Origin of the sequence: Anatilimnocola aggregata, assembly GCF_007747655.1 — a bacterium.
GTDB lineage: Bacteria > Planctomycetota > Planctomycetia > Pirellulales > Pirellulaceae > Anatilimnocola > Anatilimnocola aggregata.
Window position 1 is genome coordinate 6,614,118 of the sequence record NZ_CP036274.1, and the last position, 26,562, is coordinate 6,640,679.

Genomic DNA, 26,562 nt, shown 5'->3' on the forward strand with positions numbered 1-26,562 from the left:
CTCGATTTGCCAGCGGCAGGCGTGAACAAAAGTTCCCAGTCTACTACACATGCTGGCCGGCGAGCATGCCCGTGCTGAAGGCGGCTTGAAAGTTGTAGCCGCCGATCGGGCCATCCAGATCGAGCACTTCGCCGGCAAAGAACAGTCCCGGAACCAACTTGCTCTGCATCGTCCGCGAATCGACTTCCGCCAGATCAACGCCACCAGCCGTGACTTCGGCTTTGGCAAAGCCACGGGTGCCAGTAACGCGAATGCGGGCTTCCTTGATCCACCGCACCAGTTGAGCGCGCGATGCTTTCGAAAGTTCCGCGGCCCGCTGTTCGGTCGAGACGCCGGCGCGTTGAAAAAGTTCTTCCGCCAGGCGATGAGGGATCCACTTCTGGAGCACACCACCGACCTGTTTCTTTCCAGCTGCCAAGCATTGTTCGCGAATGCCAGCATCGAGATCCTCAGCGCGAATGTCCGGCACAAAATCGCACACCACGTCGAGACTCGTCGGCTGCGAGTGCCCTGTCACCGTGCGGCTAATATCCAGCACCACCGGCCCCGACAAACCAAAGTGTGTGAACAGCAACGACCCTCTTCGTTCGTCTAACCAGGGCGACTTCTTCTTCATCTTCTTCCCTAAATTTGCCTCGCCTCCCGCCTCTCGCACCCGGTCCGGCTCTCCCGCAATTCGCAGCACGATATCTGGCAGCGTGAGCCCTGAGAGCTTCAGTACCCAAGGCTCATTGGTGGTGATCGGAACGAGCGCCGGACGAGTGGGAATAATCCGATGCCCCAAGCCTTCAGCCCAGGCATAGCCATCACCGGTTGTCCCGCAGCCCGGATAGGACTTACCGCCGGAAGTGATCAGCACGCTCGTCGTTCGCAGCGACTTGCCATTGGTCACCACCACAAACTGCTCGCCATCGCAATCAACTCTTTCCACCGTCTGTTCGGTACTCATGGTAGCGCCACTGCGGCGAAAGCGATTCACGAACGCCGCGAGCACATCAACGGCTCGATCGCTGACGGGAAAAATCTTACCGGTCTCTTCGCGCTTGGTGGGCACCCCTTCATCTTCGACAATCTTCACCAGGTCAGCTGGGCCGAGCAACGCGAGGGCCGAGTGGAGAAACGAGCCTTGTTCGCGATAGGCCTGCACGATGCCCCGCTTGTCGGTCGCTTGCGTCAGATTGCAGCGGGTGCCGCCGGAAATAAGAATCTTGACACCCGGCCGGCGATTCTTTTCCAGGAGCAGCGTCCGCCGACCGCGCTGGGCAGCTTCCGCAGCGGCCATCAAGCCTGCTGCACCCGCACCGATCACAATCACATCCCAGGGCTGCGTTTCATCGAGTGTTACGCGGGGCAGTTCGACGGCTGAAAGATCTTCCGCCATTGCAGAACTAAACCAGCCACGTCAGTACGAGGATGATCAAAAAAATAGCGCCGATGAACGTGGTCATCCACACCGCTGTGTTCCACGCCTGACGCATGATCGGGCCGGGCAATTCGTGCCGTGTCGCGCCGTACACCAGGCTGATCGCGACCAGTAGCGGCAGGTAATACCACAATTGGCCGAAGGGCAACGAGGCGAGCAACATCGAGTCTGCAATCATCGTGAGTTCGCCGTTATACGGTGACAGGTGTCTTATCGTCGACAGGCTTCTTGTCATCCTTCTTCTTCGGTTCGACAGGTTCGCTCGGCGCTGGTCCCGCGGCCGCATCCCAAATCACGAAGAAATTGAGAATGCCCGCGATCATGGTGTACAAGACGCCCATATCGAACCGCTGATTCAATTCTCGTTGCCAAATGGCCAGTTCGTCGGTCGAGCGGGGCGGAGCCATCAGTCCGCCAAACAGCGGAGGTTGATTGTTCTGAGCACGGAATCGCTGAATGACGGCGGGCATCGCGGGCAAGCCGGTTCCTGCCTGCAACCAAAACGGCAGGGGAGCAATCGCCGCCAATCGGGCCAACGTGCCGCGAGCCTCTTGCTGGCCTCGGCCGCCAGGATGCATGGCATACACTACGCGTCCTTGCCCCAGGATCAGGCCAAAGACAAACAACGACAGGATGCAGCCCATGAAGAGCAACCCCTTGCCGTAGCGCCGTTGATACAAGTGTCCTGCGCCGGGCCACAGCCAGGCGAGCAGACCGGCAACCCACGGATTGCGCAGGTCGATCAAAATTGAATCGGCCTGCGTGACGCTTTTAGTGCTGTCGCTCATGAATCTTTATTACCGGCCGTCTGACGAACGGGCATGCAGGCGAGTGGAGAGGTTTCCCGAGGGAGAATTCGTTTCCAAGTTGCGGATATTGTGACCGAAGCTCGCCCCGGCAACCAGGGCAGTTTGGCAACCAAAAGGCCAGTCACGACGACGTAACTCAAAAAAGATGCGCGCCGAATTTCAACCAACTTGTGCAACAAGGACCCCGATTGTTGAACACCAAATCGCGCCGTTCCCGAGAGAAACGCGATCCACTGTTCAATTATGGCGATCATAATTGAACACCCTCACTTCTCAGTGCAACACAACTTACGTCGATTGCTGTGACGCAAAACAGCTACGAAACCATCTGGGCTTCGAAGGCCGAAATCTTGTCGGCATGCTTGAGGGTGAGCGCGATGTCGTCGAGCCCGTGGATCATATTGAACTGCCGCGACGGATCGATTTCGAACTTTAGGTTCAGCCCGAAATCGTCCTGCACCGTGCAGTTCTGCAGATCGACGTTCAACCGATATCCCGGGTGCTTCGCTGCCCGCAGAAACAAGTCTTCCACTTGCTCCTCGCTCAGACGAATTGGCAGCACCCCATTCTTCGAGCAGTTGTTGTAGAAGATGTCGGCGAACGACGGAGCTATGACGACGCGAAAACCGTAATTTTCAATCGCCCACACGGCATGCTCGCGGCTCGAACCGCAGCCAAAGTTGCGGCGGGCAAGGAGCACCGTCGCACCTTGCGCCTCTGGCTTGTTCAGTTCAAAAGCCGGGTCGTCGGTCTTGCCGTCGTTCAGGTAACGCCAATCGAAGAACAACATCGGACCATAGCCCGAGCGTTCGATCCGCTTCAGGAACTGCTTCGGAATGATTTGGTCGGTATCGACATTCGCCCGGTCCATGGCGACAACCAGACCGGTATGAGTAGTGAAAGCTTGCATGGTGAGTTCTCTGTATTACTTAGCCCGACGCGTAAGCGAGGGGAGGTCTTAGTTGATGTTCACTTTGGATTGAGGGGGGAACACCCCGATTCGCCAATTCCCTCGCTGTCGCGTCGGGCTACTTGACTTATTACGCCTGATACTTCCATTCGCGAATATCGACAAAGTGGCCAGCAACCGCAGCGGCAGCAGCCATCGCGGGGCTGACGAGGTGCGTCCGCCCACCCTTCCCTTGTCGACCTTCGAAGTTGCGATTACTGGTCGAAGCACAGCGCTCGCCCGGTTCGAGCTTATCGGGATTCATCGCCAGGCACATGCTGCAACCAGCCTCGCGCCATTCGAAGCCCGCTTCGCGGAAGATGCGATCGAGCCCTTCTTTTTCGGCCTGTTCTTTGACCAGCCCGCTCCCCGGCACAACCATCGCGTGAACGTGGCCGGAGACATGGTGCCCTTTCACGGCGGCGGCCGCTTCGCGCAGGTCCCCAATGCGGCCGTTGGTGCACGAACCGATGAAGACGCGATCGATTTTGACTTCCGTCAGCGGAGTTCCTGCCGACAGGCCCATGTACTTCAAGGCTTGATCGCAGGCTCGCTGATCGGTGGCGTCCGAATAGTCGGTCGGGCTGGGGACCTTGGCGACGACTGGTGCCACTTGCCCGGGGTTGGTCCCCCAAGTGACTTGCGGCGAAATATCGGCTGCCTTGAAGACGAGCGACTTATCGTAAGTAGCCCCGGCATCGGTCGGCAGTTCCTTCCAGCGAGCGACTGCCGCTTCGTAATTCTTCGGTGCGAAGTCGCGGCCCTTGAGGTATTCGTAAGTCTTCTCGTCGGGAGCGATCATGCCGGCTCGGGCGCCAGCTTCGATCGACATGTTGCAGACGGTCATCCGCTCTTCCATGTTCAGATCGCGAATGGCCTGCCCCGTGTATTCAATCACCGAGCCCGTACCACCATCGGTCGTGATCTGGCCGATGAGATACAAAATGAGATCCTTGGCCGTGACCCCGCGAGCCAGTGAGCCGTCGACCCGCAGTTCCAGCGTCTTCGGCAGCGATTGCAGCAGCGTTTGAGTAGCCAGCACGTGTTCGACTTCGCTGGTGCCGATGCCGAAGGCGAGCGCCCCGAACGCGCCGTGCGTGGCCGTGTGACTATCGCCGCAGACGATTGTCATGCCGGGCTGTGTCAGACCTAGCTCTGGTCCAATGACGTGAACAATGCCCTGATTCTTGTCGTGAATGTCGTACAGTCGAATGCCGAACTCTTTGCAGTTGTTTCGCAGCGTCTCGACCTGTTGCTTGGCAATAGGATCGGTAAACGGCAAGCTGCGGTCGGTGGTCGGCACGTTATGGTCGGGGGTGGCGACGGTTCGTTCCGGGCGACGAACCTTGCGCCCCGAAAGCCGCAGCCCTTCGAAGGCTTGGGCACTGGTCACTTCGTGGACCAGTTGCAGGTCGATATAGAGAATAGTTTGCTTGCCCGCTTCGGCATGGACGACGTGGTTGTCCCAGATTTTCTGGAACATGGTGCGAGGCTTCTTCGCGGCAGTCATGGCATTGGCGGCGAGCCGAACGCTCGCCCTCTCTGGTGCGTGGAGAACGGACCTTTATTCAGCGGCCCACATGGCTTCCGCCGAATCTCTAAGTGTACCAAAACGGCTGCCCCACGGCGAGACTTCATCCGTCGCGGTTGTGGGCGAAATTGGGACCGCAGCAAGAGCTGACGAGAGGATTGGCTCGGCTCGACCGTGGTCAACAACGAATGGCGAGGGGGCAGACTTACGTCTTTCGTGCAGCGGAGAGAACCGCTGCTGAAACGAACCTAAACGTTCAACAATCGTTCAAATTGTTGAACACGCCTGCAGCGGAAACCCGAGAGTTGCGCTAGTTCGTGTTCAACAATGCCACCGATTGTTGAACACCCTTCTTGGAGTACCGGCTTCAGCCGGAGGTTGCCTGTTGAGCATCAAGCCGGCTAAAGCCGGAACTCCAACAGGACGTCGATTACTTCTTTTTCTTGGCCGTCTGCTTGGTGGGCACTGCTGCCTTCTTCACGACCTTCTTGGGTGCTGCTTTGGCAGCCGCCTTCGGTGCGGCCTTCTTGGGAGGAGCCGTTTTCGGTGCTGCCTTTTTCGGCGCTGCCTTCTTGGTGACCTTCTTCACAGTCTTTTTGGTCATGGCTTTGGTGCTGGCAACGAGCTTGCCGGCGGTTTTCTTCGTACCTGCCGCCAATGACTGAACTTGGGGATTCGCGGCAATTGCCTTGGCATTGGCACCGGCAATGCCACCAACCACCGCGCCGATCGCGGCTCCCACTGGTCCCACCAGCGCGCCAGCTGCTGCACCTGCGGCCGCGCCGCCAGCCATGCCGAGCGTCGATGAAGAACTAGAAGCTTCTACAGGTTTCGCAGGTTTCGCCTTAGCCATACACGTTTCCTTGTTTTCAACTTGCTCATGGTGCCGGACCGACAATGGAACAGCAATCACATTGCGGCTGATTTATACCACGGCAATTTGCGGACAAAAGTCCAATCGCGAATAACTTGGCGAAGAAGTCATTTTCGTCGCCCGCATCCAGAGCGAAGCGAGCGCGTCCGCAGTATTTCTACGGCCTCACACTCCACTTCACGCCGTTCCTCAACACATAAATCTGCGTATGAGAACGAAAGTCGCGAGTCCGTCCTGGGGTAAGCGTAAAGAAAATCTGCTCGGGAAACGACTCGGCGACGGCGTAGCTCAGCTTGTCTTGGCCAGACCCCTTCCAGGCAAAAACGAGCACGAACTCCTTTTCAAAATCAACTTGCTTGTTCAATGCAGTCGACGCATCCTCGGCAAAGTGGCCGGCAGCCTCGTCCTTTGCCTTGAGCACGAGGGGCTTATCCCGCTGTGTGACGGCAAACACCTCTGGCTTGGGTTGCACGCCTTCCAAGAGTTTGATTGGCTGTTCCACAGCACACGCCCGTAAAGTGATAGCGAACAAGAAGGCAAATGCGAGCAAACAGGCGGATCGATTCATCGGTAGCTCTCCAGAATCGAAATGAGGTTCCAGACTAGACGACGCGCTGGGACGTCACGCTCTGCAAACGTTTGTGCGTCTTACCGCAGGTTCGCACGCAGTGAGATATGACCTAGAGATCGGGCCGTTATGGCTCAGCTTTTTCTCGTAAACTGGCGAGGAACTCTTGGTCTGCCTTGCCGAGCGCGGCGCTCGGGACGGTCAACTCTTTGCCGTTATCTTTCCGCTTGAGCTGCACGTTGGCACCGTCGACTTTGATCAATTGTGCTTCGACGGTGAAATTACCATCCGCCGAACTCCAGCGACGGAATTCCGCCGAACGCTCAGCCGCTTTGGCTTCCAATTCTCGTTGCTTCGCTGCTTTGGCTTTGGCAACTTTCACAATCGCGGTGGGAGCGGTTGGATCGTCTTCGAGCGGATAACGCTCGACGTGAAACTGAGTGTCCCCCGCTGTGGTCGAGCCGGTAGGCAAGTTCGCTGCCAGTTCACGAAAGCACTCCAGCTCTTCATTGCCAAGAGTGAATTCGAGGGTACCAAGTCGAACCTTAACGACCTTGGCTTTGACCAGTTCAGCGAAAGCGTCAAGCCGGATTATCGAAGTCATCCGTTCTGAGCAACCCGCGCCAAGTCCCGGCAGAATGTCTCCTTTGTGCTTGGGTTCGCTCAGTTCGACCGACTTATCGTCCAAGAGCAATTGAAACCGCCGAGCATTGCCTCCCAAGAACGCGAACGATGAACTGGTGACGCCGAGTTCCCAAATAATGGCCGGCGCAGGTCCGGTTTCGTCGTAGGGAACGCCAATCCGCAGGCCACAGGTTTTCAGCCGTGCGTCGTTGTGTCGCAGAGGAATCCACATGGTTCGAAGCCAAGTAATTTTGTCAAATTCATCTACTTCTTTACCAATCTTGTACTTGTGACCAAAGCGTCGCTCCGCAGGCAACTTAACGACAACCGTTTCAGCGGGAGTTTCGGTCGGGCTTCCCGGCATCGGCCCGCGCGTCGGCCTGGAACTTGGCTGCGGTTCAATCTTCGTGAGCGATTCAACCTTGTTCTTGGCAGCCTGATCAAGGACTAGGCCAATGTCTGCGGCCGAGATGGCAAAGTTCACGTTCTGAGCGGTTGCCAGGCTGGCGGTATTCGCGCCCACGACCTCGCCGCTCAAGTTAAGCAAAGGACCACCGCTGCTGCCGGCAGAGATCGGCACACTAATCTGCAGCCAAGTACCGTCGGCATCGTTGCCAAACTCCCGCAACTCGGCACCGGTTCGAACAGCGCCGATAATTCCTTCGGAAGCCGTGAACGACAAACCTCGCGGCGCGCCAATCGCGACTGCCGATTCGCCTTTGCGCGGTCGCAGGGCCGAAAGATTGAGGGGCTCGCGCAGTTTGGCGAGTTTCACTTTGAGTACGGCGACATCACGACGTTTGTCGAGGGCGAGATAGCCCTCGATTTCTCCCTTTGTCCCATCGGCAAAGCTGACTTCACCTTTGGTCGAGCCAGCAACCACGTGGTAGTTCGTGACGACCCAATCCCCTTGTCGAACCACGAAACCGCTGCCAATCGCTCGCCCATCGCGCTGCGTCACGTCGACGCGCACACAGGAAGGCTCGACTTTTTCGATCAAATCGGCCAGCGATAACGGCGCGGCTTTGGCGGCGACATCCTGCGCTAACAGAACTTGCGGGACCAATCCCGAGATGACGCTAATCGCGAGCAAGAATCCAAAAATTCGACGCATGGGCTCCAGCCCTTGTGTTGGCAACTGCGAATAGAACCACATCAAACCAACAGTACGAGGTGAAATCAAAATATCGAAGTGCGGAGAGCTTTGCGAGTATTTTTCAGCAATCGAGTCCTCACCCCTTTGCTGGAACCGACCGCGCGGGCCGGGTATCATCGGCTTCAGCCCACCTTCCTCACTGCTGGAGCCCGCCTTATGCCGTTCGTCGCGATTCGTGTTTGCCTGACCGGGCTGTTGGCGATGGTTTCCTCCGCTGTGGCAATGGCCGCCGATGTGGACTGGAAAACGGTCGCAGTGCCGCAGGCGTGGAAGGCTTCGCCCGGCGGGACCGATACGCGACTGTGGTACCGGGCCGCGGTGCGAATTCCCCAGGATTGGCAGGGACGCGAGGTTTCACTGGCGATTGAATCGGTCGACGATGCTCGCGAGATCTATTTCGCCGGGCAAAAGATTGGCACCTTGGGTCAGTTTCCGCCGAACTTCCTCAGCGGTATCGGTGAAACCAAGCGGCTGAAGATTCCCGCCGAGAAACTCCGTCCCGGCGAAGTGCATCAATTGGCCATTCGCGTTTGCGTGGTCGACGGACGTTCGGGGTTCAACGTGGCCGCCCCGGTCCTGTTCGCTGGCGATCAAGCGGTGCGCATGCTCGGCAACTGGCAAACTCGCTCTGGCGATGACCTGGCTTGGGCTTCCGCCACTGCTGCCGAACTCGCCAGTATTCCCACCTTTGAAAAAGTCGAACCAGCCGACGTCGTCGAACGGGAACTGAAGAAACTGCAGGACGAAGTCGGTCCCCTTTCGCCCGAGCAAACCTTGGCTCACTTGAAAGTCCCCGACGACTTGAAGATCGAACTGGCCATTAGCGAGCCCGCGGTTCGTCAGCCCTTGTCGATCAAATGGGATGCCCGCGGCCGCTTGTGGTGCGTGCAGTACTTGCAGTATCCCCATCCCGCTGGGCTGACGGCCATCAGTCGCGATAAGTTCCTGCGCACCGTTTACGACAAAGTTCCACCAGCACCACCCCATCATTTTCTGGGCGAAGACAAGATCACGATTCACGAAGACACCAACGGCGATGGCAAATACGACCAGCACAAGACATTCGTCGATGGCCTCAGCGTCTGCTCGTCGTTCGCCTTCGGCAACGGCGGGGTTTGGGTGCTGAATCCCCCTTACCTCCTCTTCTATCCCGACAAGAACGGCGACGATATTCCCGACGGCGATCCGGAAGTCCACCTCGAAGGTTTTGGCATCGAAGACTCGCACTCGGTGGCCAACAACTTGCGCTGGGGCCCCGATGGTTGGCTGTATGGCGCCCAAGGGAGCACCGTGACCGGCGACATTCGTCGCCCCGGCGAGAAGAAGGCGGTTCATTCCCTGGGTCAGTTGATTTGGCGATATCATCCGCCGACGAAGAAGTATGAGATTTTCGCCGAAGGGGGCGGCAATGCGTTCGGTGTCGAGTTCGATGACGAAGGCCGCGTCTTCTCCGGGCACAATGGCGGCAACACGCGCGGCTTTCATTACGTGCAAGGTGGTTACTTTCAAAAAGGGTTCGGCAAGCACGGCGAACTGTCGAATCCCTTCACGTTCGGCTATTTCGAAGCGATGGCGCACGCCAAAGTACCGCGATTCACCCATGCGTTTGTGATTTACGGCTCGCACGCCTTGCCGGCGAAGTATCGCGGCCAATTGATGGGCGTTGCTCCGCTGCAGAGTCACGTCACGCTGAGTGACCTGAAGGCTGACAAGTCGAGCTTCAAGACCGAAGACGTCGGCCACCTCTTCACCAGTAGCGATCCGTGGGTGCGGCCCATCGACATTCAGGTCGGTCCCGATGGAGCCGTGTATGTGGTCGATATGTACGAACAGCGAATCGATCACGCCAGCCACTATCAGGGGCGAGTACACAAAGAGAGTGGTCGCATTTGGCGCATCGTAGATAAAGAAGCGGGTGCTACAAAACTGAGCGACCTGAGCCAGAATTCTGCCGATGATCTGATCGCCACGATCTCCAGCAATCTGGACGACCGTTGGCAGCGTCAAACGGCCCTGCAACTGCTCGCCCAAGTGTCGATTCCGCCCAAGCACCGCGAACTGCTGGTGACGAAGCTTGAACAGCAACTGGCGGATGCCAAGGGCCAGCAGGCGCTGGAGCTGCTGTGGGCGGTCAATGCACTTGCTGGATTCAATAATCGCCAGACTGCCGATTGCCTTAAGCACTCAACTCCTGCCGTGCGCGAGTGGGCTGTGCGGTTAGCCTGTGACGATGATGAAGTCTCGTCCTCGTTGGCACGCGACCTTGCCACCTTGGCCAGCCAGGAAACAGATGCCCGCGTCCGCAGTCAACTCGCCTCGTCGGCTCGCAGATTGCCCGCTGAACCCGCGCTGGCGATTGTGAAAGCGCTCGCGACAACAAACGATGACGCAGCCGATATTCACCTGCCGTTGCTGATGTGGTGGGCCATTGAAGCCAAGGCTGCGACCGATCGTGATGCCGTCGTCGAACTGTTTGCCGATCGGCAGTTCTGCGCCACTCCCTTGGCAAAGTCGCACCTGCTTGAGCGCGTGGCTCGCCGCTATGCCGCCACCGGCCAGCGCAAAGATTTGCTCACCGTGGCCCAGTTGCTCAAGGCCGCACCTTCCAAAGAAGATGCGGGCAAAATGATGGTGGGAATCGAAGCGGCCTTTCAAGGCCGCGCGATGAATCAACTCCCCGCCGAGTTGGTTACTGCGATGGCTGCTGCCGGCAATGCCTCGCCGACGCTGCGTTTGCGGCAAGGGGAGTCTGCGGCCGTGGCAGCGGCGATCAAAGAGATTGGAGATGACTCCGTCGACGCTTCCAAGCGGCAACAGTTGGTGGCGATCTTCGGCACGATCAATCAACCATCATGCGTGCCCGCGCTACTCAAACTGGTGAAGGATTCGCGCAACGACGGCCTCCGCAGCGTGGCACTGGGCTCGCTGCAGTCGTATGCCGACCCCACCATCGGCGAGCAAGTTGTCGCCGCCTATCGAGACCTGCCCGAAGAGGTCCGCGCAGTGGCCCAATCGCTCTTGGCTAGTCGTAGTGCTTGGGCGAAGTCACTGATCGACGCCATCGACGCAGGCCAAATTGAACCCGCCTCAATTCACGAATCGACCGTGCGCCGGCTATTACTAAGCGACTCTCAGGCCATTCGTGCTTCGTGCAAAAAGCACTGGGGGGAACTGGCGGGCACATCGAGCGAAGCACTTCGCGCGCAGGTAGAGCAACTGCTGGGCGTAGCTGCGGGCGGGAGTGGCAACCCCTATCAAGGTAAGAAGATCTACATGCAGTCGTGCGGCAAGTGTCACAAGTTGTTCACCGACGGCGGCCAGATTGGCCCCGACCTGACGACTTACAAACGTGACGATCTGCGTGGCATTCTGCTGAACGTGGTGAACCCCAGCGCCGAAATTCGCGAGGGTTTCGAAAACTACCTGGTGCAAACCGCCGATGGCCGCACGCTCAGCGGGTTTATTGCCGAACAGGATGCCCAGGTTCTCGTCCTCCGCGGCGTCGATGGTCAAAGCCTCTCGCTGCCGCGCGATGAAATCGAAGACCTGCGAGCCGTGCCGATCTCGCTGATGCCCGAAGGGCTGCTGAAGAAGCTCAGCGAGCAGCAGATTCGCGATTTGCTGGCCTATATTCGCAGCACGCAGCCGCTGCCGTAACGTTTGCGAGGTTCGCAACGACTCAGATTTCCCTCTGCTCCTTTCCAGAAGGGAGCGCGGCGCGATATCTTCTTGAACACACCTTTTCTGGATTCTCTACTCTTATCGCGAGCCGATCATGTCTTCGCCTGCCAGCAGGATTGCTCAACTTCGCCAGGAGATTCACCGCCACGATGACCTGTATTACACCAAAACTCAGCCGGAGATTACCGATCTGCAATACGACCAGCTGATGCAAGAACTGCAGCAACTGGAGGCCGCTCATCCGGAACTTGTTACCGAAGACAGCCCGACGCAACGACTCGGCGACAAGCCCGTCGAAGGGCTGAATCAGGTCGAACATCGCGTGCCGATGCTCTCGATCGAGAACTCGTATGACATTCCCGCCGTTCGCAAGTTCGCTCAGAGCACTGCCGACGCGCTCGCAGGCGAACCTGTCGAATGGGTCGTGGAATACAAGATCGACGGCGCTGCCATTTCGCTCACGTATGAGCAGGGTAAACTCGTTCGCGCGTCTACTCGGGGCAACGGGCAAGTGGGTGACGACATTACGCACAATGCTGTGACCATTCTCGATGTGCCCCGACGACTCAAAGGTTCACCGCCGCCAATTCTCGAGATTCGCGGCGAGGTCTACATGACCAATAGCGACCTGGTGAAGCTGAACGAACGGCAGGCCGCCAAAGGGGAGGCCGCCTATGCCAATCCGCGCAATGTCGCGGCCGGTAGCATTCGGCTGCTCGACCCCCGCGAGTGCGCCGAGCGGCGGTTGCGCTTCTTCGCGCACGGCGTGGGCTATTGCGAAGGGCTGCAAGTCGTCAATCACATTGAGTTCTTGAAGGATCTTGCCGCCTATGGCCTGACACCGACGCCTCTCGTGCGCTCCTGCAAGGACGTCGACGAAGCTCTGGCCCACTGCGAGCAGATGATCGAGAAGATCGACGAGCTTGATTTCGAAATCGACGGCCTCGTGCTCAAAGTGAATCGCTACGACCAGCGCGAACGCCTCGGCATGCGCAGCAAAAGCCCGCGCTGGGTCATTGCTTACAAGTTCGAGAAGTACGAAGCCAAAACGCGCGTCAACAAAATCACCGTCCAAGTTGGCAAGACGGGCGCGATTACTCCGGTGGCGGAACTCGAACCCGTGCAACTTGCAGGCACCGTGGTGAGCCGTTCGAGTCTGCATAACGCGGACGAGATCCGTCGCAAGGATATCCGGGAAGGGGATATCGTCATTGTCGAGAAGGCCGGCAAGATCATTCCTCACATCGTGCGAGTCGAAAAGCACGAACGAACCACCGAGCTGCCGGAGTTTGCCTTTCCCACGCATTGTCCCGAATGCAAAACCGAATTGGTGAAGGATGAAGGGGGCGTTTATATCCGCTGCCCGAGTCCCGTTTGCCCGGCGAAAGTGCAAGAGCGAATCCGCTTTTTTGCCTCGCGCGATGCGATGGATATCGATGGCCTCGGCGATAAACTCGTCGAGCAGTTGGTCGATAGTGGACTCGTGAAGTCCTACGGCGATCTTTATCGGCTAACGCTCGAGCCGCTGCTGAAGCTCGAACGGATGGGACAAAAGTCTGCCGAGAAACTGCTGGCCGGCATCGCAGCCAGTAAGTCGCGTGGGCTCTCGCGGCTGCTAAGTTCGCTGTCGATTCGTCACGTCGGTCAGCGCGGTGGGCGGCTATTGGCCGAACACTATGGCACGATCGAAGCCTTGCAAGAGGCGTCGCAGGAATCGCTGGCGGAAGTGAACGAAATCGGGCCGGCCATCGCAGCCAGCGTGTATGAGTTCTTTCGCAGCGAGTATGGAATCGAACTGTTTCGAGACCTTAAGTCGCTTGGGCTGCGTTTGGAAGAAACCAAGAAGGCAGTTGCTCCCAAACCGACGGGACCGCTCGCCGGCAAAAGCATCGTTGTGACTGGCACACTCACGAAGTACAAGCGAAATGAGATCGAAGAATTGATCACCAAACACGGTGGCCGCGCAGCGTCCAGCGTGTCGAGCAAAACCGACTTCATCGTCGCCGGTGCCGAAGCAGGCAGTAAGCTCGATAAAGCAACCAAGCTAGGCGTGAAAGTCCTCAGTGAAGACGACTTCGAACAACTTCTGGCCGGCATTTAGGCTCATTGAATTTTCTCGCGGTTAATCAGAATTGATGGCAACATGCACTCCCGCTCGCTTGGCCGGCTAATTGTCTTTCTCAAAGCGACCATCGTAGGCGGGCTCTTCGTCCTCGTGCCGGTTGTGCTCATTTCGATTGTGATTGGCCAGGCGGCCCAATTTGCGTATGAAGTGGTTCATCCGCTCGTGCAATGGCTACCGGTGAAGTCGGTCAGTGGCGTTTCGCTCTCATTTCTGATCGGCCTCATCGCGCTGGCACTCTTGTGTTTTCTCGCCGGCTTGCTCGCCCGAACTGCTGTCTCGCGCTGGTTCGTCGGCACACTCGAGCAGTTGATTGTGTCGTTCGTCCCGGGCTATGCCCTCATGAAGAGCATGGGGCAAGGCTGGGTCGGCGTCGAAGAGAAAACTCCGCATCAGGCCGTTCTCGTGCGGTTCGACGATGTCGCTCAACTAGGCTTTGTCATGGACACACTTCCCGACAGCCGCCACGTCGTCTTCGTGCCCGATGTCCCCAATCCCTGGTCTGGCACACTGCTGTTCGTCACCCCCGACCGTATCGAACCGCTGGCCATCACCACCAAGCAGGCCATCGATTGCCTCCGCCACCTCGGTGCCAACACCAGCAAGATATTGAGCACGGTCAAACCGGCTGGTTAGCAGTTCTCGGGTGGCACGTGGTGTACTCACCCGTGTTCCTGGCAATTTTCGAACGAACCATGCGCCGCCGTTAACGTCCGAATTCAAGCCATTTTTCATTAGCGCCGCGACGCATCCTAAGTTAGAAAGTGAATGTCGCTGGGCAACGTGCAACAATCTTGGGCGCTACAAATTCGCCCGAGGCAGTCACCATGAAAGATGGCCGGCAAAAATATAAAACGATCAAGCACTATCACGAGCCAAGCGATCTCCACGAGTTGACGTTCTCGTGCTATCGTCGCATCACGCAGCTGACCAATCACGAGATTCGTGAGAAGCTCGCGCGCTCTATCGACCTTGCAGGCGAGAAATGGCGATTCTCACTCGTGGCTTTCGTCTTCATGCCCGAGCATCTGCATCTGCTGGTCTGGCCACACGACGATCAGCCTGCGATTGACGACTACCTGCGAGACGTAAAGTTGCCTGTCTCAGTTTTTCAGAAGGCACAACTGATTGCCCACCGAAGCCGTTTGCTGCAGCGTTTGACAGTTCCATCTGGGGTCGATCGGGGGCAATTTCGCAGGTAGCAAGAGGGGCCTGGCTACGATCGAAACTTGCAGACCTGTGAGTCAGCTCAGGCGTCGATCGACTAACTTCATGAGAACCCACTGCGGCGTAAACTTGTGCAAAGCACGACGGAGTGGCGCTGGTCGAGCGCGAAGTTCTACGCGACGGACGGGCAACATCAGGATCCAGAATTGCCCAAGATTAGTCCCTTGCCTGGAGAGTTTTGGGATAGCCAGCGGAGTTGACGCGTGGGCTGCGGCGCAGCGTTAACGAAAAATGGCTCAATGTCCAACAAACGCGAACAGCACGCGTGCGCGAAAATGGCTGGCAAACACGCGCTGAGTACACCACGTGCCACCCAGAGTAGACAAGAATTGCGTTAGATCAACTCTTTCATCGCTTGTGCCTGGTCATGCACCAGGTATTGGGGCCGGCCGGAGAGGTCGGTGACGGTGGCGTGGGGCGAGATGCCGAGGTTGTGATAGAGCGTGGCGAAGATTTCGCCGAACTTGGTGGGACGGCTGGTGGCTTCTCCACCGTGGCGGTCGGTGCTGCCGATGATCTGGCCGGTACGCATGCCGCCGCCGGCGAGTAAGCAACTGTTGACGCGGGGCCAGTGGTCGCGGCCCACTTGCTTGCTGATGATTGGCGTGCGGCCGAATTCTCCCCAGACGAGCACGGTCACATCGTCCGACAGTCCGCGGTCTTTCAAATCGTCGAGCAGGCAGGCGAGGCCGTTATCGAAGATCGGGAAGTCTTCTTTTTCGCGCAGGAAGATGGAGTTGTTCGCCCGGCCTTCGGCATTAAGCCCGCCGTGCCAATCCCACTTGCTGTAGTTGAGCGTGACGACGCGGCAGCCTGCCTCGACCAAGCGGCGGGCCAGCAGAAAGCTCTGCGGCACGCGCGGGGCGCCGTTGGCGTCGATCATGATCTTCGTGTTGCCCGTGCCATAGCGGGCCACTGTTGCCGGATCTTCCTTCGACAGGTCGAGCGCATCGGCCAACTTAGACGAGGTGAGGATATCGAAGGCTTGCTGGCAAATGGCATCCATCCCGCTCAGTTTGCCGCTGCGGTCGAAATCGCGGCGGAGCTTATCCATGCTGCTGAGCAAGTTGCGGCGGTCGCCGAGACGCTCGGGCGTGACACCGTTCAGCACCATGTTCTGGCGAGCATCGCCCAGCGCGCCGAAGGCCGATTGCCCAATGCCGAGAAAGCCAGGCCCCGGTTCGTTGTACGGTCCGTGAGTGGTGGTGTAAGCCAGGCTGGCGAACGGAGGAATCGCGGCTTCAACCGGCCCTTGAATTTTGCCGACGACGGAGCCGAACTGCGGCCAACCACCGGCAGGTGCCGACTTGCTGGGGACTCGGCCAGTGTAGCACTGGTGAGCATCGTGCCCGGCTTGCGAGTCGACGATCGAGCGGACGACAGCTAGACGATCGGCCCGCTGATTGAGCTTGGGCAGCAGGTCGCAGAACTCCATGCCCGGCACATTGGACGGCGCGGGACGCATCGGCCCGGCGATTTCGACCGGGGCATCGGGCTTCATGTCCCACATGTCTTGATGGGGCGGCCCGCCGACCAGGTAGACCATAATCACCGACTTTGTGCCCGGCTTGCGACCAGCACTGCTACCTTGCGAGTTGGCTCCACCCGCTTGCGCTTCCGCCCGCAATAACTGACTGAGCGTAATGCCGCCGAGTCCGAGGGCACCGATCTGCAAAAAATCACGACGCGTATGGCCGTTGCACAAGGGCGAGACCGTCCGAGCCGAGTATTGCAGATTGAGCATGGCAGGCGTCCTGAGGCGGGGTAGGAATTGAGCCTGATCCTACCCTATCGGCACTGCCAGTTGCAATAGTGAGCGTTTATGCGACGGGGCTACGCATTCTTTGAACTTATGTTCGACTGGAGTGATGGAGTGGGTGTCAGGGCCAATGGAATGCCCTTCGCCCTTGATTAGCGGGTGCGAGGGACTTCGCCATCCGTTAGCGGTCGCGTCGGCTGCGACCGTTTGTGGCATGCTGACCATCGCCCCGGGCTGCGAAGCGAATCGCGCTGGGGGGCCGCGAACTGTTGCCAACACGTATCGCAATCTGCTGCGACACTTGCCAGTCGATGCGCTCGTCGCAGCGGGAATGTATACCTTATGATGATCTTCGTTTCGGTCTCGCGGCCCCCAAGTCGAGTGCTCCGATACCTTCAACGACATTCCCCGCGCTTAGTAGGTTCGAATGATTACCGTTAGTGCTCGCATCACCATTCCCGAAAGTGAACTGCGCTTCACGTTTTCTCGTAGCAGCGGGCCGGGCGGGCAGAACGTGAACAAGGTCAGCAGCAAAGCGACCATGCACTGGAACGCCGTGGAATCGCCCAGTTTGCCCGACGACGTCAAACAGCGGTTCCTCACGACCTACAAGAGTAAACTCACCACGCTGGGTGAAGTGGTGATTGTCAGCCAGGAATCGCGGGACCAGCCCAAGAATATTCAGATTTGTCTCGATAAGTTGCGGGGCATGATCTTGGAAATCCTCGTCCCGCCCAAAAAGCGACGCCCCACGAAGCCCACCAAGGGATCGAAAGTTCGCCGGTTGGATGCCAAAAAGGGTCGTTCGCAAACCAAGCAAAACCGTCGGCCTATCAAGGGCGAATAGTTACCTTACGGTGTAGAGTGGACTTTAGCCCACGTCGCCAATCCATCCATGTGGGCTCAAGCTCACACGACAACTCGAGAGGCGATTGAACCAGCTATATGACTGACCGCAACAAGCTCATCGAAAAGTTTCGCGTGTCCCCGGGCAAGAAGTTCGATCTTGCCGATCACGACCCCGATTGGTCCGGCGACAAAGATGTTGCCGTCGAAAAGCGGAAGGAATATGCGAAGGAATCGCTGACGTTGGACGTGAGCGAACTGGCCGAAGCGCAAGAGATGCTCTACGCCGACAATTCCTGGTCGCTCCTGGTCATCTTTCAGGCAATGGATGCCGCGGGCAAAGACAGCACGATCAAGCACGTCATGTCGGGCATCAACCCGCAAGGCTGCCAGGTCTATTCGTTCAAGCATCCATCAGCCGAAGAACTCGATCACGATTTCCTCTGGCGCTGTAACCGAGCACTCCCCGAGCGCGGCCGCATCGGCATCTTCAACCGTTCCTACTACGAAGAAGTCCTGATTGTCCGCGTGCATCCCGAGCTGATCGGTGCCCAGCGGATTCCCGGGGTGCAGCCCGGCGAAGCGCTCAAGAAAGAGTTCTGGGAGCATCGCTATGAAGATATCAACTCGTTTGAACGCCACCTGACGCGCAATGGAACCACTATCGTCAAGTTCTTCTTGAACATCTCGAAGAAGGAGCAACGAAAGCGGTTCCTCAAACGCATCGACGAGCCCGAGAAGCATTGGAAGTTTGCCGCATCCGACTTGCACGAGCGAAATTATTGGGACGACTACATGCGGGCCTACGAAGATTGCCTCTCTGCCACCAGCACCGAACATGCTCCCTGGTACGTAATTCCCGCCGATCACAAATGGGTGACTCGGGCAGCGGTGGCGGCAATTCTGAACCAAACCATTCGCGGCCTGGGGCTCAAGTGGCCACAGATTTCGCCAGCCCAAGCAGCCGAGATCGCCAAAGCGCGCGAGGAGTTAAAGGGAGAATAGAACGCTCGCGGAACGGCCCCATGTTTGCCACCACCAGCGTTTGGACCCTACAATCAGGCATCTCTTCTCGGAGCGGCGGGATCATGCACTTGTCTTCCCTCAGAATGGCGATTTACGCCTGCGTGCCTTGCCTGGCAATCGCGCTGACGGCAACCGCGCAGGAACACGATGCGGCGAATGCTCGCGCGGCGATGATTCGCCAGATCGACCGGCGCATCGACGAAACGCTCGCCAAGGCGCAACTGGCTGCGGCTGAGGAAGCAGACGATGCCGAGTTTTTGCGGCGGGCCCATCTCGATCTGACTGGCGTGATTCCGCGCGTGGCTGAGGTGCGCAGATTCCTGGCCGATCAGCGGCCCGACAAACGTGCGCAATTGATCGACGACCTGCTGGCCTCGCCGGCTCATGCGAATCATCTGGCCAACCTCTGGCGCTCGATCATGTTGCCGGGTGGCATCAGCTTGGAGCAGATTAATAGTGTGGTTGGCGTGCAGAATTGGCTACGGCAACGCTTCATCGAGAATCTGCGTTACGACAACCTCGTCTCCGAGTTGCTGGTTGCTACCGCCGGAGATGATGCCGGCCCAGCGCTCTATTACACCTCGCTCAATCTGGCTCCCGAGAAGCTGGCTTCCAGCACTGCCCGCATCTTCCTGGGGCTGCAGATTGAATGTGCCGAGTGCCACGATCATCCCACCGATCAATGGAAGCAGGCCGATTTTTGGGGGTACGCGTCTTTCTTCGCCCAGTTGCAACGACCCGAGAATAATCTCCCTGGCATGCAGGCCAGATTGATCGACCTCGAAACGGGCGACGTGAAGATTCCCAATACGGAATCGATCGTCCCACCGAAATTTCCCAGCGGGCGTAATCCCGCGCCCGATGAACTTGGTTCCCGGCGCATGAAACTCGCCGTCTGGATGGCCTCGCGCGACAATCCGTACCTCGCCCGGGCAGCCGTGAATCGAGGGTGGGCCATTCTGTTCGGCCGCGGGCTGGTGGAACCGGTCGATGATCTCGGCCCCCACAATCCAGCATCGCATCCAGAACTTCTCGACGAGTTGACTCAATATTTCATCGACACGGGCTTCGATCTGCGCGAACTGCTCCGCACTTTGGCACAGACCAAGACATATCAGCGGACCAGTCGCTGGACATCGGTCGAAGTGCCACCGGAATTGTACGCGCACATGCCCGTGAAAGCCCTTTCCGCGGAGCAACTCTACGATTCGCTCAATCGTGTGCTCGTGCGGCGCGGTCAAGGCGATATGCCTGGGCTGAACGTGCGCAGTCCGCTGCTCGATCCGCAGCGGCAGCAATTCCTCGCCAAGATGCAAGGCCAAGGTCGCTCGCCGCTGGAATATCAAGCCGGCGTGCTGCAAGCGCTCACGCTGCTCAATGGTGTCGATTTGACCGAAGCGACAACCGCCGAGAGAAGCCCGCTGTTGCTAGCGCTCGATGCTCCTCTGTTCGACGATGGCGAAAAACTCGAAGCGATGTTTCTCGCCACGGTCACTCGCCCACCGACAGCTGATGAAGGTGGACTGTTTCTCAAGCATGTTGCCGCGCGCTCGCCGAGCGAGAAGAATAAGGCCTGGAGCGATTTGCTCTGGGCCGTCCTCAACACGGCCGAATTCGCAACGAATCATTAACAAGTAGCCCGACGCGTTAGCGAGGGTGCGGCTCATAGGGGATGCTGATTCGCACTTCTCCCTTGCTGACGCATCGGGCTACATCGGAAAATAGAACTCTCCCTGCATGGCTCGCATCTTGATTACGTCTGGACCGACGAGGCAATATCTCGATCCGGTGCGCTACCTCACCAATGGTTCCAGCGGACGCATGGGCAAGGCGCTCGCGCAGGCAGCGCTCGACCTGGGCCACGAAGTGGTGATTATCACCGGCCCCGTGAATGTCGATTATCCGGCTGCGGCTAAAATCATCCCGATCATTTCGACCGAAGAGTTGCTCGCCGCTGCGCGGGAGGAATTTGCTCGGTGCGATGGCGTGATCGGTGCAGCAGCTCCGTGCGACTATCGTCCGCTGCAGGTTGAAACGCACAAGATCGCGAAAAATGGCCAACCGCTATTGTTGCAACTGGTCGAAACACCGGACGTGATCGCCACGCTCGGCAGCGAGAAGCGGCCCGATCAATGGGTTGTCGGTTTTGCGCTCGAAACCGACGATGCGCGGTTTCGGGCCATCACCAAGCTGGAAAAGAAGCACTGTGATCTGATTGTGCTCAATGGACCGACCGCCATGGATGCCGGGGACAACGATATTGAGTTGTTGGACCGGGAAGGGGAGGTGATTTTGTCAGCGCACGGTTCGAAGGACGAAGTTGCAAAGCAGATTGTGCAAGTGATTCAGGCCAAACTAATCGCACATTTTCAGTTGCTCGCGAAGGAATAAGCCACAGTCCCCGCGTCGCTGGTTGTTCGGAGGAAATCCGGCAACCGGCCCCGAGAAGCGGTCGATACCTGCAGAGAGCACGATTGGCGAAGAGCTGCCGGTTGCGGCGAGAAGTTCTCGCGGTCAGCGGGAGTTTTTGGAAATTAGTTTTTTCGTGAAAAGAACTAATCGCCTGTCGATTCGCCCTCGAACGCTTGTCAGTTGGCATAACAGTTGCCAAATTGGGGAAACCTGTGCTTTGTGACTTCGCAACTAGCTACTTTGCCACTGATCTGGTCGGTAGCTGCTTAAAGGTTGGGCAGTCTCATCCGAACGCACGTCCCAGCGGAGGGTCGGTGATGGATTTTAGCGCGTACCAGACGGACGAATTTTACGACGAAATGTTCGAGGCTCCTGGCAAGCCCCGTGAACGTAGTCAGCACCTCGTCAGTCGGCTGCAATCGCTCTCTGCGGGAGAGTTGCAGCGGCGCCAAAAGTCGGCCGAGCTAGCCCTCCTCAATATGGGGATCACGTTCAACGTCTATGGCCACGAAGCGGGTACTGAGAAAGTGTGGCCCTTTGATCTGGTGCCACGCATCATCGACGGTGGCGAATGGGACATGATCGAGCGCGGGCTCAAGCAGCGCATCACTGCGCTCAACATGTTCATCGACGATGTCTACAACGCGCAGTACTGTCTGCGCGATAAAGCGGTTCCCGATTGGTTGATTGGTTCCGCCAAGAATTTGCTCGAACCGTGCCGCGGCATGACTCCTCCCAAGGGAATCTGGTGCCATATCACGGGTACCGATCTGGTCCGTGACACGAACGGCCAGATGTACGTGCTCGAAGATAACTTGCGTTGTCCCTCGGGCGTTTCGTACGTGCTCGAGAATCGCGAAATCATGAAGCGGACCTTCCCGCAAGGTTTCGACGGTTTCTCGGTGTTACCGGTCGAAGATTATCCCGATCGTCTGCTCGACATGCTGCAGCATATCGCGCCTGAAGGAGTGAACGACCCCACGGTCGTCGTCCTCACGCCCGGGATCTATAACTCCGCTTATTTCGAGCACTGCTTCCTTGCCCAGCGGATGGGTGTCGAGTTGGTGCAAGGTTCCGACCTGTGCGTGACAAATGGTCACGTCTTCATGCGGACCACGAAGGGTCTCGAACGGGTCGATGTGATCTATCGCCGCATCGATGACGAGTTCCTCGATCCGAAGACCTTCCGTGCCGATTCAACGCTTGGTGTGCCGGGCTTGATGGACGTCTATCGCGCTGGTCGCGTTGCCTTGGCCAATGCACCGGGCACCGGCGTGGCCGACGATAAGGCCGTCTATGCGTTTGTCCCGCAGCTAATCAAGTACTTCCTCAACGAAGACGTGATTCTGCCGAATGTGCCGACATTTGTCTGTGGCGAAGAGCAGCAGTGCGATCACGTGATTGCCAATATCGATAAGTTGGTCGTTAAGCCAGCCAATGAGTCGGGCGGCTACGGCATTCTGCTCGGCCCTCGCGCGAGCAAAGCGGAACTCGATAAGTACAAAGACCTGATTCGCTCGAACCCGCGGAACTACGTCGCTCAGCCGATGCTTGGACTGTCGCGCGTGCCGACGATTGTGGAAGATCATTTCGAAGGGCGGCACGTCGACTTGCGTCCCTACATCCTCTACGGCAAAGATATCTTCGTGCTGCCCGGCGGTTTGACGCGCGTGGCGCTGCGTAAAGGCTCGCTGGTGGTAAACTCGTCCCAAGGTGGCGGCAGCAAAGACACCTGGGTCTTGAGAAACGGATATACAGGCGGTCGTTTTCCCACCCAGCGGCAGACCATGACGAATGGCTCACAGTCGCAGTACCAGGCCAGCTAATTTCGGCCCCGTTGAGACAGGCAACCTGAGGAATGCTAAGTCGCGTAGCAGATTCTATCTTTTGGATGAGCCGAGCGATCGAGCGTGCGCAGAACATTGCGCGGTTCATCAACGTCAATCTAAAGTTATCGCTCGAACTGGGCCCCGCGGCGCAAAGCCAGTGGGCTCCCCTGATCTATACGAGCGGCGACCAAGAGCGTTTCGCCGAGTTATACGGTGAATTCACGCAGCGCAATGTGATCGATTTCTTGGCCTTCGATTCCAAGAATGATAACTCGATTGTCTCTTGCCTGCGGACCGCTCGCGAGAACGCCCGCACCGTGCGCGAGATGATCTCGACCATGATGTGGGAAGAGCTGAACAAGTTCTTTCTTAGCGTGCGGGCCGCTGCCAACGATCAAACGATTCTCGATTCTCCCTACGAGTTCTTCACCCAGGTGATTCTGGCCAGTCATCTGATGGAGGGAATAACCGATGCGACGATGTCGCACGATGAGCCTTGGCACTTCGCCCGGCTGGGACGTCTACTGGAACGGGCCGACAAGACTTCCCGCATTCTCGATGTGAAGTATTTCATCCTACTCCCCAGCGTGGGTGATGTCGGCACGAATATCGACACGATTCAGTGGGGCGCGCTACTAGAGTCAGCCAGCGCGTTGGAGATGTATCGCAAGCGGCATGGACGCATCGCGCCGGAATCGGTGGCCGACTTTTTGATTCTGGATCGGGAATTCCCCCGCGCGATGCATCACTGCTTGATCGAGTCGGAAAAGTCGCTAAGCGCGATCGCCGGTGGCCGCGCCGACCGCGTATACAACGTGGCCGAGCAGAAGCTAGGCCGGCTAAGAGCCGACGTGAACTATTCGCTCATTCGCGAGATTATCGATGGAGGGCTGCATGAGTTCATTGATGGGTTTCAAGTGAAGTTAAACGAAGTGGGGGCTGCAATTCACGAGACGTTTTTTGCGGCACCACCGTCAATTCTGGAACCAGTTTCCTCCCAATGATCCAGCCGCGGGGCCTTCTGCCCTTGTCCCGCGTCGCCCCTCGCACTTATGCTGGCAACAGTTTGCCGGCAACTGTTCGGTACTCCTCCGGAAGAGCGGCCGGTTGAGAGTCCAAGTTATCCGGTCCCGCCTTCGTTCCCGCCACGCGAGTACCTATGTTGCCGGGAGTGGTTGCACCTGACTCGCACGCTGGACGTGACCTGCTTAAGGGTTATCAGCCCTACGCGCAGGTGCACGATGAGCTGCTGTCGTCGGATGGCACGCTCCGTCAGCAATGGCAGAAGTTCATGCCGCTCCTCGGGCAATTGGGGAGCACGGAAATCGCCCGTCGCTGGGAACAATCGCGGCGCGTGATTCGCGAAAATGGCGTCACCTACAACGTTCACGGTGATCCTGCCGGGCTGTCGCGTCCGTGGGAACTCGATGCAATCCCGCTCCTCCTCCCAGCTTCGGAGTGGAAGAAAATCTCCGACGGGCTGATTCAGCGCGCGACACTTTTGAACCTCGTCCTCGCTGACCTGTACGGCCCGCAGCGGCTGCTGGCAGAAGGACTGTTGCCACCCGAACTCGTCTTTGCGCACCCTGGATTTTTGCGGCCGTGCAAAGATCTGGCGGTCCCGCGTAATCGCTATCTATACCTTTCGGCGGTTCACTTGGCCCGCGACCGGAGCGGCGAATGGCTGGTGATCGCCGATCGCACTCGCGGCCCAACGGGTGCGGGTTACGCGCTCGAAAATCGCCTGGTGATGTCGCGAATGCTGCCCGATGTATTTCGCGATTGCCAGGTTGAACGCCTCGCCACATTCTTCGCCACGCTGCGCGACACGCTGCATTCGAACGCGCGCAATCAAGAGAATCCGCGCACCGTACTACTCGGTCCCGGACCAACCAGCCCGACATATTTTGAAGACGCTTACCTCTCACGCTATCTCGGTTATGCCCTGGTGGAAGGGGGCGACCTAACTGTTCGCGAAAATCAGGTTTATTTGAAGACGCTGGGCGGCTTGCTTCGCGTTGATGTCATCCTCCGCCGCGTCCGCGATGAAAATTGCGACGCGCTGGAACTCCGTGGCGACTCGATTCAAGGTGTGCCGGGTCTCACGCATGCGGCCCGCAGTGGCAACGTGTTGTTGGCCAATGCATTGGGCAGCAGTGTGGTGGAAAGTGCAGCCCTCGTTCCCTTTTTGCCGACGCTGGCGCGCTTCTTTTTGCGAGAAGAACTTAAACTTCCTTCGGTCCGCACCTGGTGGTGTGGCGATGGCGAATCGCTGCAATATGTGATCGAGAATTTCGACCGCTTGGTTGTAAAGCCCAGCTTTCCGAACGGTCGAGGGACAGCGGTCTCCGGTGCGCTGCTCGCGCAGGACCAGCGCCAGGAATGGATCGATCGGATCAAGCATCGGCCGCAGGATTACGTTGCACAAGATCTGGTCACCGGTTCTTCCGCGCCTTTGTGGGCTGGTGGCAGCATGAAGGCCTGTCATGTTGCCGTGCGTACATTTGCTGTGGCGGCAGGTGACAGTTACGAAGTGATGCCCGGCGGTTTGGCGCGGGTCTCCACGTCATCCGATCCACTGGCGGAATCGGCGCTGGGTGGACAAGGCAGCAAAGACGTTTGGGTTCTCAGCGATGGCCCGGTGAACAACGTCTCGCTCCTCCATCCGGCTGGCACGCCCGTCTCGTTGCAGCGCAGCGGGAACGATCTGCCCAGCCGCGTGGCCGATCACCTATTTTGGTTGGGCCGCCATGTCGAACGTCTGGAAGGAACGGCCCGCGTCCTCCGTACGACCCTTACCCGACTCACGAGCGAAACCGCAGCAACGGGCTCTCAAAGCTTGGGGCCGCTGCTAAAGATGCTCGCAGAATTGATGGCCTTTCCGGCGCCCATGAAGCTCTCTCTGACTTCCTCGGCAATGGTGCAACTTGAAGCCGAACTGGGACGCTGGATTGCCGACCCGGCGCGCAATAGCGTGGCCAGCATGGCTTCAACAATGCGCTCCGCAGCAACCGTCGTCCGCGATCGCCTGTCGCTCGATAGCTGGCGTATTTTGAATCGCCTGGGGCAAGAACTGACCAGCCAGGGTAAAGAGTCGGTGATGCAACTGGCAGATTCGCTCCCACTGCTGAACCGCCTGATTCTCGACCTCGCCGCTTTCAGCGGTATGGGTACCGAGAGCATGACCCGTGGCCCGGGCTGGCGATTCCTCGATCTTGGCCGCCGGCTCGAACGTGCCTTACAGGCCATGACTGTGCTGCGTGTCGCCCTGGTCGAGCCCCCCGCCGATGAAGACTCACTCTTCGAAGCGTTGCTCGAAATCGGCGACAGTTCGATGACCTATCGCAATCGCTATTTGACCACGCTGCAGTTGCCGCCACTGCTCGACTTGCTGCTGACCGACGAGACCAACCCGCGCTCGGTGGCATTTCAAGTCACTGCGCTGCAAGGGCACGTTGATGCGTTGCCGCATTCCAATCGGCAGTTGCTGCTCAGTCCCGAGCAGCGCCTCGTGCTCGATACTTGCACGCAATTGCGCCTGGCCGATGTTTTTGCGATGTCCAATCTCGATCGTCAGGGTCGACGCTCGGCCTTGGAACGATTCTTACTCCGCCACAGCGAACAATTACGCACACTGTCGGACGAAATCAGTCGCCACTACTTGATTCACGCTGGGCCTTCTCGTCAGCTCAATGAGATTCGACCTTCTGGTCGCCTGGAGTAAGC

The 26,562-nt window shown here is 58.2% G+C and carries 21 protein-coding genes; 12 read left to right on the forward strand and 9 right to left on the reverse strand.

Features of this window, described 5'->3' with window-relative positions:
* Window positions 1-43: 43 nt before the first annotated feature.
* From ETAA8_RS24840 to ETAA8_RS24875, 8 genes are all read right to left on the reverse strand, one after another.
* The gene (locus ETAA8_RS24840) at window positions 44-1,381 is read right to left on the reverse strand and encodes a BaiN/RdsA family NAD(P)/FAD-dependent oxidoreductase (RefSeq protein WP_145094922.1); all 1,338 of its coding nucleotides are present in this window, start codon (window positions 1,379-1,381) and stop codon (window positions 44-46) included.
* 7 nt (window positions 1,382-1,388) lie between these two features.
* Window positions 1,389-1,601 carry a hypothetical protein gene (locus ETAA8_RS24845; RefSeq protein WP_238397560.1) on the reverse strand — a complete coding sequence of 71 codons (213 nt, stop codon included), beginning with the start codon at window positions 1,599-1,601 and terminating at the stop codon, window positions 1,389-1,391.
* Between the two features lie 13 nt (window positions 1,602-1,614).
* Window positions 1,615-2,211 carry a DUF6677 family protein gene (locus tag ETAA8_RS24850; protein ID WP_145094925.1) on the reverse strand — a complete coding sequence of 199 codons (597 nt, stop codon included), beginning with the start codon at window positions 2,209-2,211 and terminating at the stop codon, window positions 1,615-1,617.
* Window positions 2,212-2,548: 337 nt separating this feature from the next.
* Window positions 2,549-3,142: a 3-isopropylmalate dehydratase small subunit gene (gene leuD, locus ETAA8_RS24855; protein WP_145094928.1), complete on the reverse strand. Its 594-nt coding sequence runs from the start codon at window positions 3,140-3,142 to the stop codon at window positions 2,549-2,551.
* A 130-nt stretch (window positions 3,143-3,272) separates the two neighbouring features.
* A complete protein-coding gene (gene leuC / locus ETAA8_RS24860; RefSeq protein ID WP_145094931.1) occupies window positions 3,273-4,691 on the reverse strand; it encodes a 3-isopropylmalate dehydratase large subunit in 1,419 nt (472 codons plus the stop codon).
* Window positions 4,692-5,142: 451 nt separating this feature from the next.
* Window positions 5,143-5,565 (reverse strand): hypothetical protein, encoded by a 423-nt coding sequence (locus ETAA8_RS24865; protein ID WP_145094934.1) that lies wholly within the window; start codon window positions 5,563-5,565, stop codon window positions 5,143-5,145.
* 178 nt (window positions 5,566-5,743) lie between these two features.
* The gene (locus ETAA8_RS24870; RefSeq protein ID WP_145094937.1) at window positions 5,744-6,154 is read right to left on the reverse strand and encodes a hypothetical protein; all 411 of its coding nucleotides are present in this window, start codon (window positions 6,152-6,154) and stop codon (window positions 5,744-5,746) included.
* Between the two features lie 127 nt (window positions 6,155-6,281).
* Window positions 6,282-7,892, reverse strand: a complete 1,611-nt coding sequence (locus ETAA8_RS24875; RefSeq protein ID WP_202921254.1) for a trypsin-like peptidase domain-containing protein — start codon at window positions 7,890-7,892, stop codon at window positions 6,282-6,284.
* 198 nt (window positions 7,893-8,090) lie between these two features.
* Here ETAA8_RS24875 and ETAA8_RS24880 point away from each other — a divergent pair, with 198 nt between their 5' ends.
* From ETAA8_RS24880 to ETAA8_RS24895, 4 genes are all read left to right on the forward strand, one after another.
* Window positions 8,091-11,591 (forward strand): PVC-type heme-binding CxxCH protein, encoded by a 3,501-nt coding sequence (locus ETAA8_RS24880; protein WP_145094943.1) that lies wholly within the window; start codon window positions 8,091-8,093, stop codon window positions 11,589-11,591.
* 118 nt (window positions 11,592-11,709) lie between these two features.
* The gene (ligA, locus tag ETAA8_RS24885) at window positions 11,710-13,716 is read left to right on the forward strand and encodes an NAD-dependent DNA ligase LigA (RefSeq protein ID WP_145094946.1); all 2,007 of its coding nucleotides are present in this window, start codon (window positions 11,710-11,712) and stop codon (window positions 13,714-13,716) included.
* A gap of 42 nt (window positions 13,717-13,758) precedes the next feature.
* Entirely contained in the window at window positions 13,759-14,373 is a 615-nt protein-coding gene (locus ETAA8_RS24890; protein ID WP_145094949.1) for a DUF502 domain-containing protein, read from the forward strand.
* 158 nt (window positions 14,374-14,531) lie between these two features.
* A complete protein-coding gene (locus tag ETAA8_RS24895) occupies window positions 14,532-14,939 on the forward strand; it encodes a transposase (protein ID WP_145094952.1) in 408 nt (135 codons plus the stop codon).
* A gap of 359 nt (window positions 14,940-15,298) precedes the next feature.
* Here ETAA8_RS24895 and ETAA8_RS24900 read toward each other — a convergent pair whose 3' ends face one another.
* Window positions 15,299-16,708, reverse strand: coding sequence for a DUF1501 domain-containing protein (locus tag ETAA8_RS24900; protein WP_145094955.1), 1,410 nt, complete (start codon window positions 16,706-16,708; stop codon window positions 15,299-15,301).
* Between the two features lie 229 nt (window positions 16,709-16,937).
* Between ETAA8_RS24900 and ETAA8_RS35680 the strand changes: the two genes are divergently transcribed.
* The 8 genes from ETAA8_RS35680 (at window position 16,938) to ETAA8_RS24935 (ending at window position 26,560) form a co-directional block, all read left to right on the forward strand.
* Complete coding sequence (locus ETAA8_RS35680) at window positions 16,938-17,069, forward strand: hypothetical protein (RefSeq protein ID WP_261343578.1); 132 nt, start codon at window positions 16,938-16,940, stop codon at window positions 17,067-17,069.
* A gap of 81 nt (window positions 17,070-17,150) precedes the next feature.
* Window positions 17,151-17,570 carry an alternative ribosome rescue aminoacyl-tRNA hydrolase ArfB gene (gene arfB / locus ETAA8_RS24905; RefSeq protein WP_145094958.1) on the forward strand — a complete coding sequence of 140 codons (420 nt, stop codon included), beginning with the start codon at window positions 17,151-17,153 and terminating at the stop codon, window positions 17,568-17,570.
* Between the two features lie 98 nt (window positions 17,571-17,668).
* A complete protein-coding gene (locus tag ETAA8_RS24910; protein ID WP_145094961.1) occupies window positions 17,669-18,574 on the forward strand; it encodes a polyphosphate kinase 2 family protein in 906 nt (301 codons plus the stop codon).
* A gap of 83 nt (window positions 18,575-18,657) precedes the next feature.
* A complete protein-coding gene (locus ETAA8_RS24915; RefSeq protein ID WP_202921255.1) occupies window positions 18,658-20,226 on the forward strand; it encodes a DUF1549 domain-containing protein in 1,569 nt (522 codons plus the stop codon).
* A 106-nt stretch (window positions 20,227-20,332) separates the two neighbouring features.
* Window positions 20,333-20,986: a phosphopantothenoylcysteine decarboxylase domain-containing protein gene (locus ETAA8_RS24920; RefSeq protein WP_145094968.1), complete on the forward strand. Its 654-nt coding sequence runs from the start codon at window positions 20,333-20,335 to the stop codon at window positions 20,984-20,986.
* A gap of 338 nt (window positions 20,987-21,324) precedes the next feature.
* Complete coding sequence (locus ETAA8_RS24925; protein ID WP_145094971.1) at window positions 21,325-22,833, forward strand: circularly permuted type 2 ATP-grasp protein; 1,509 nt, start codon at window positions 21,325-21,327, stop codon at window positions 22,831-22,833.
* A 32-nt stretch (window positions 22,834-22,865) separates the two neighbouring features.
* Window positions 22,866-23,840 carry an alpha-E domain-containing protein gene (locus tag ETAA8_RS24930; RefSeq protein ID WP_145094974.1) on the forward strand — a complete coding sequence of 325 codons (975 nt, stop codon included), beginning with the start codon at window positions 22,866-22,868 and terminating at the stop codon, window positions 23,838-23,840.
* 155 nt (window positions 23,841-23,995) lie between these two features.
* Window positions 23,996-26,560 (forward strand): circularly permuted type 2 ATP-grasp protein, encoded by a 2,565-nt coding sequence (locus ETAA8_RS24935; protein WP_145094977.1) that lies wholly within the window; start codon window positions 23,996-23,998, stop codon window positions 26,558-26,560.
* Window positions 26,561-26,562 lie beyond the last annotated feature (2 nt).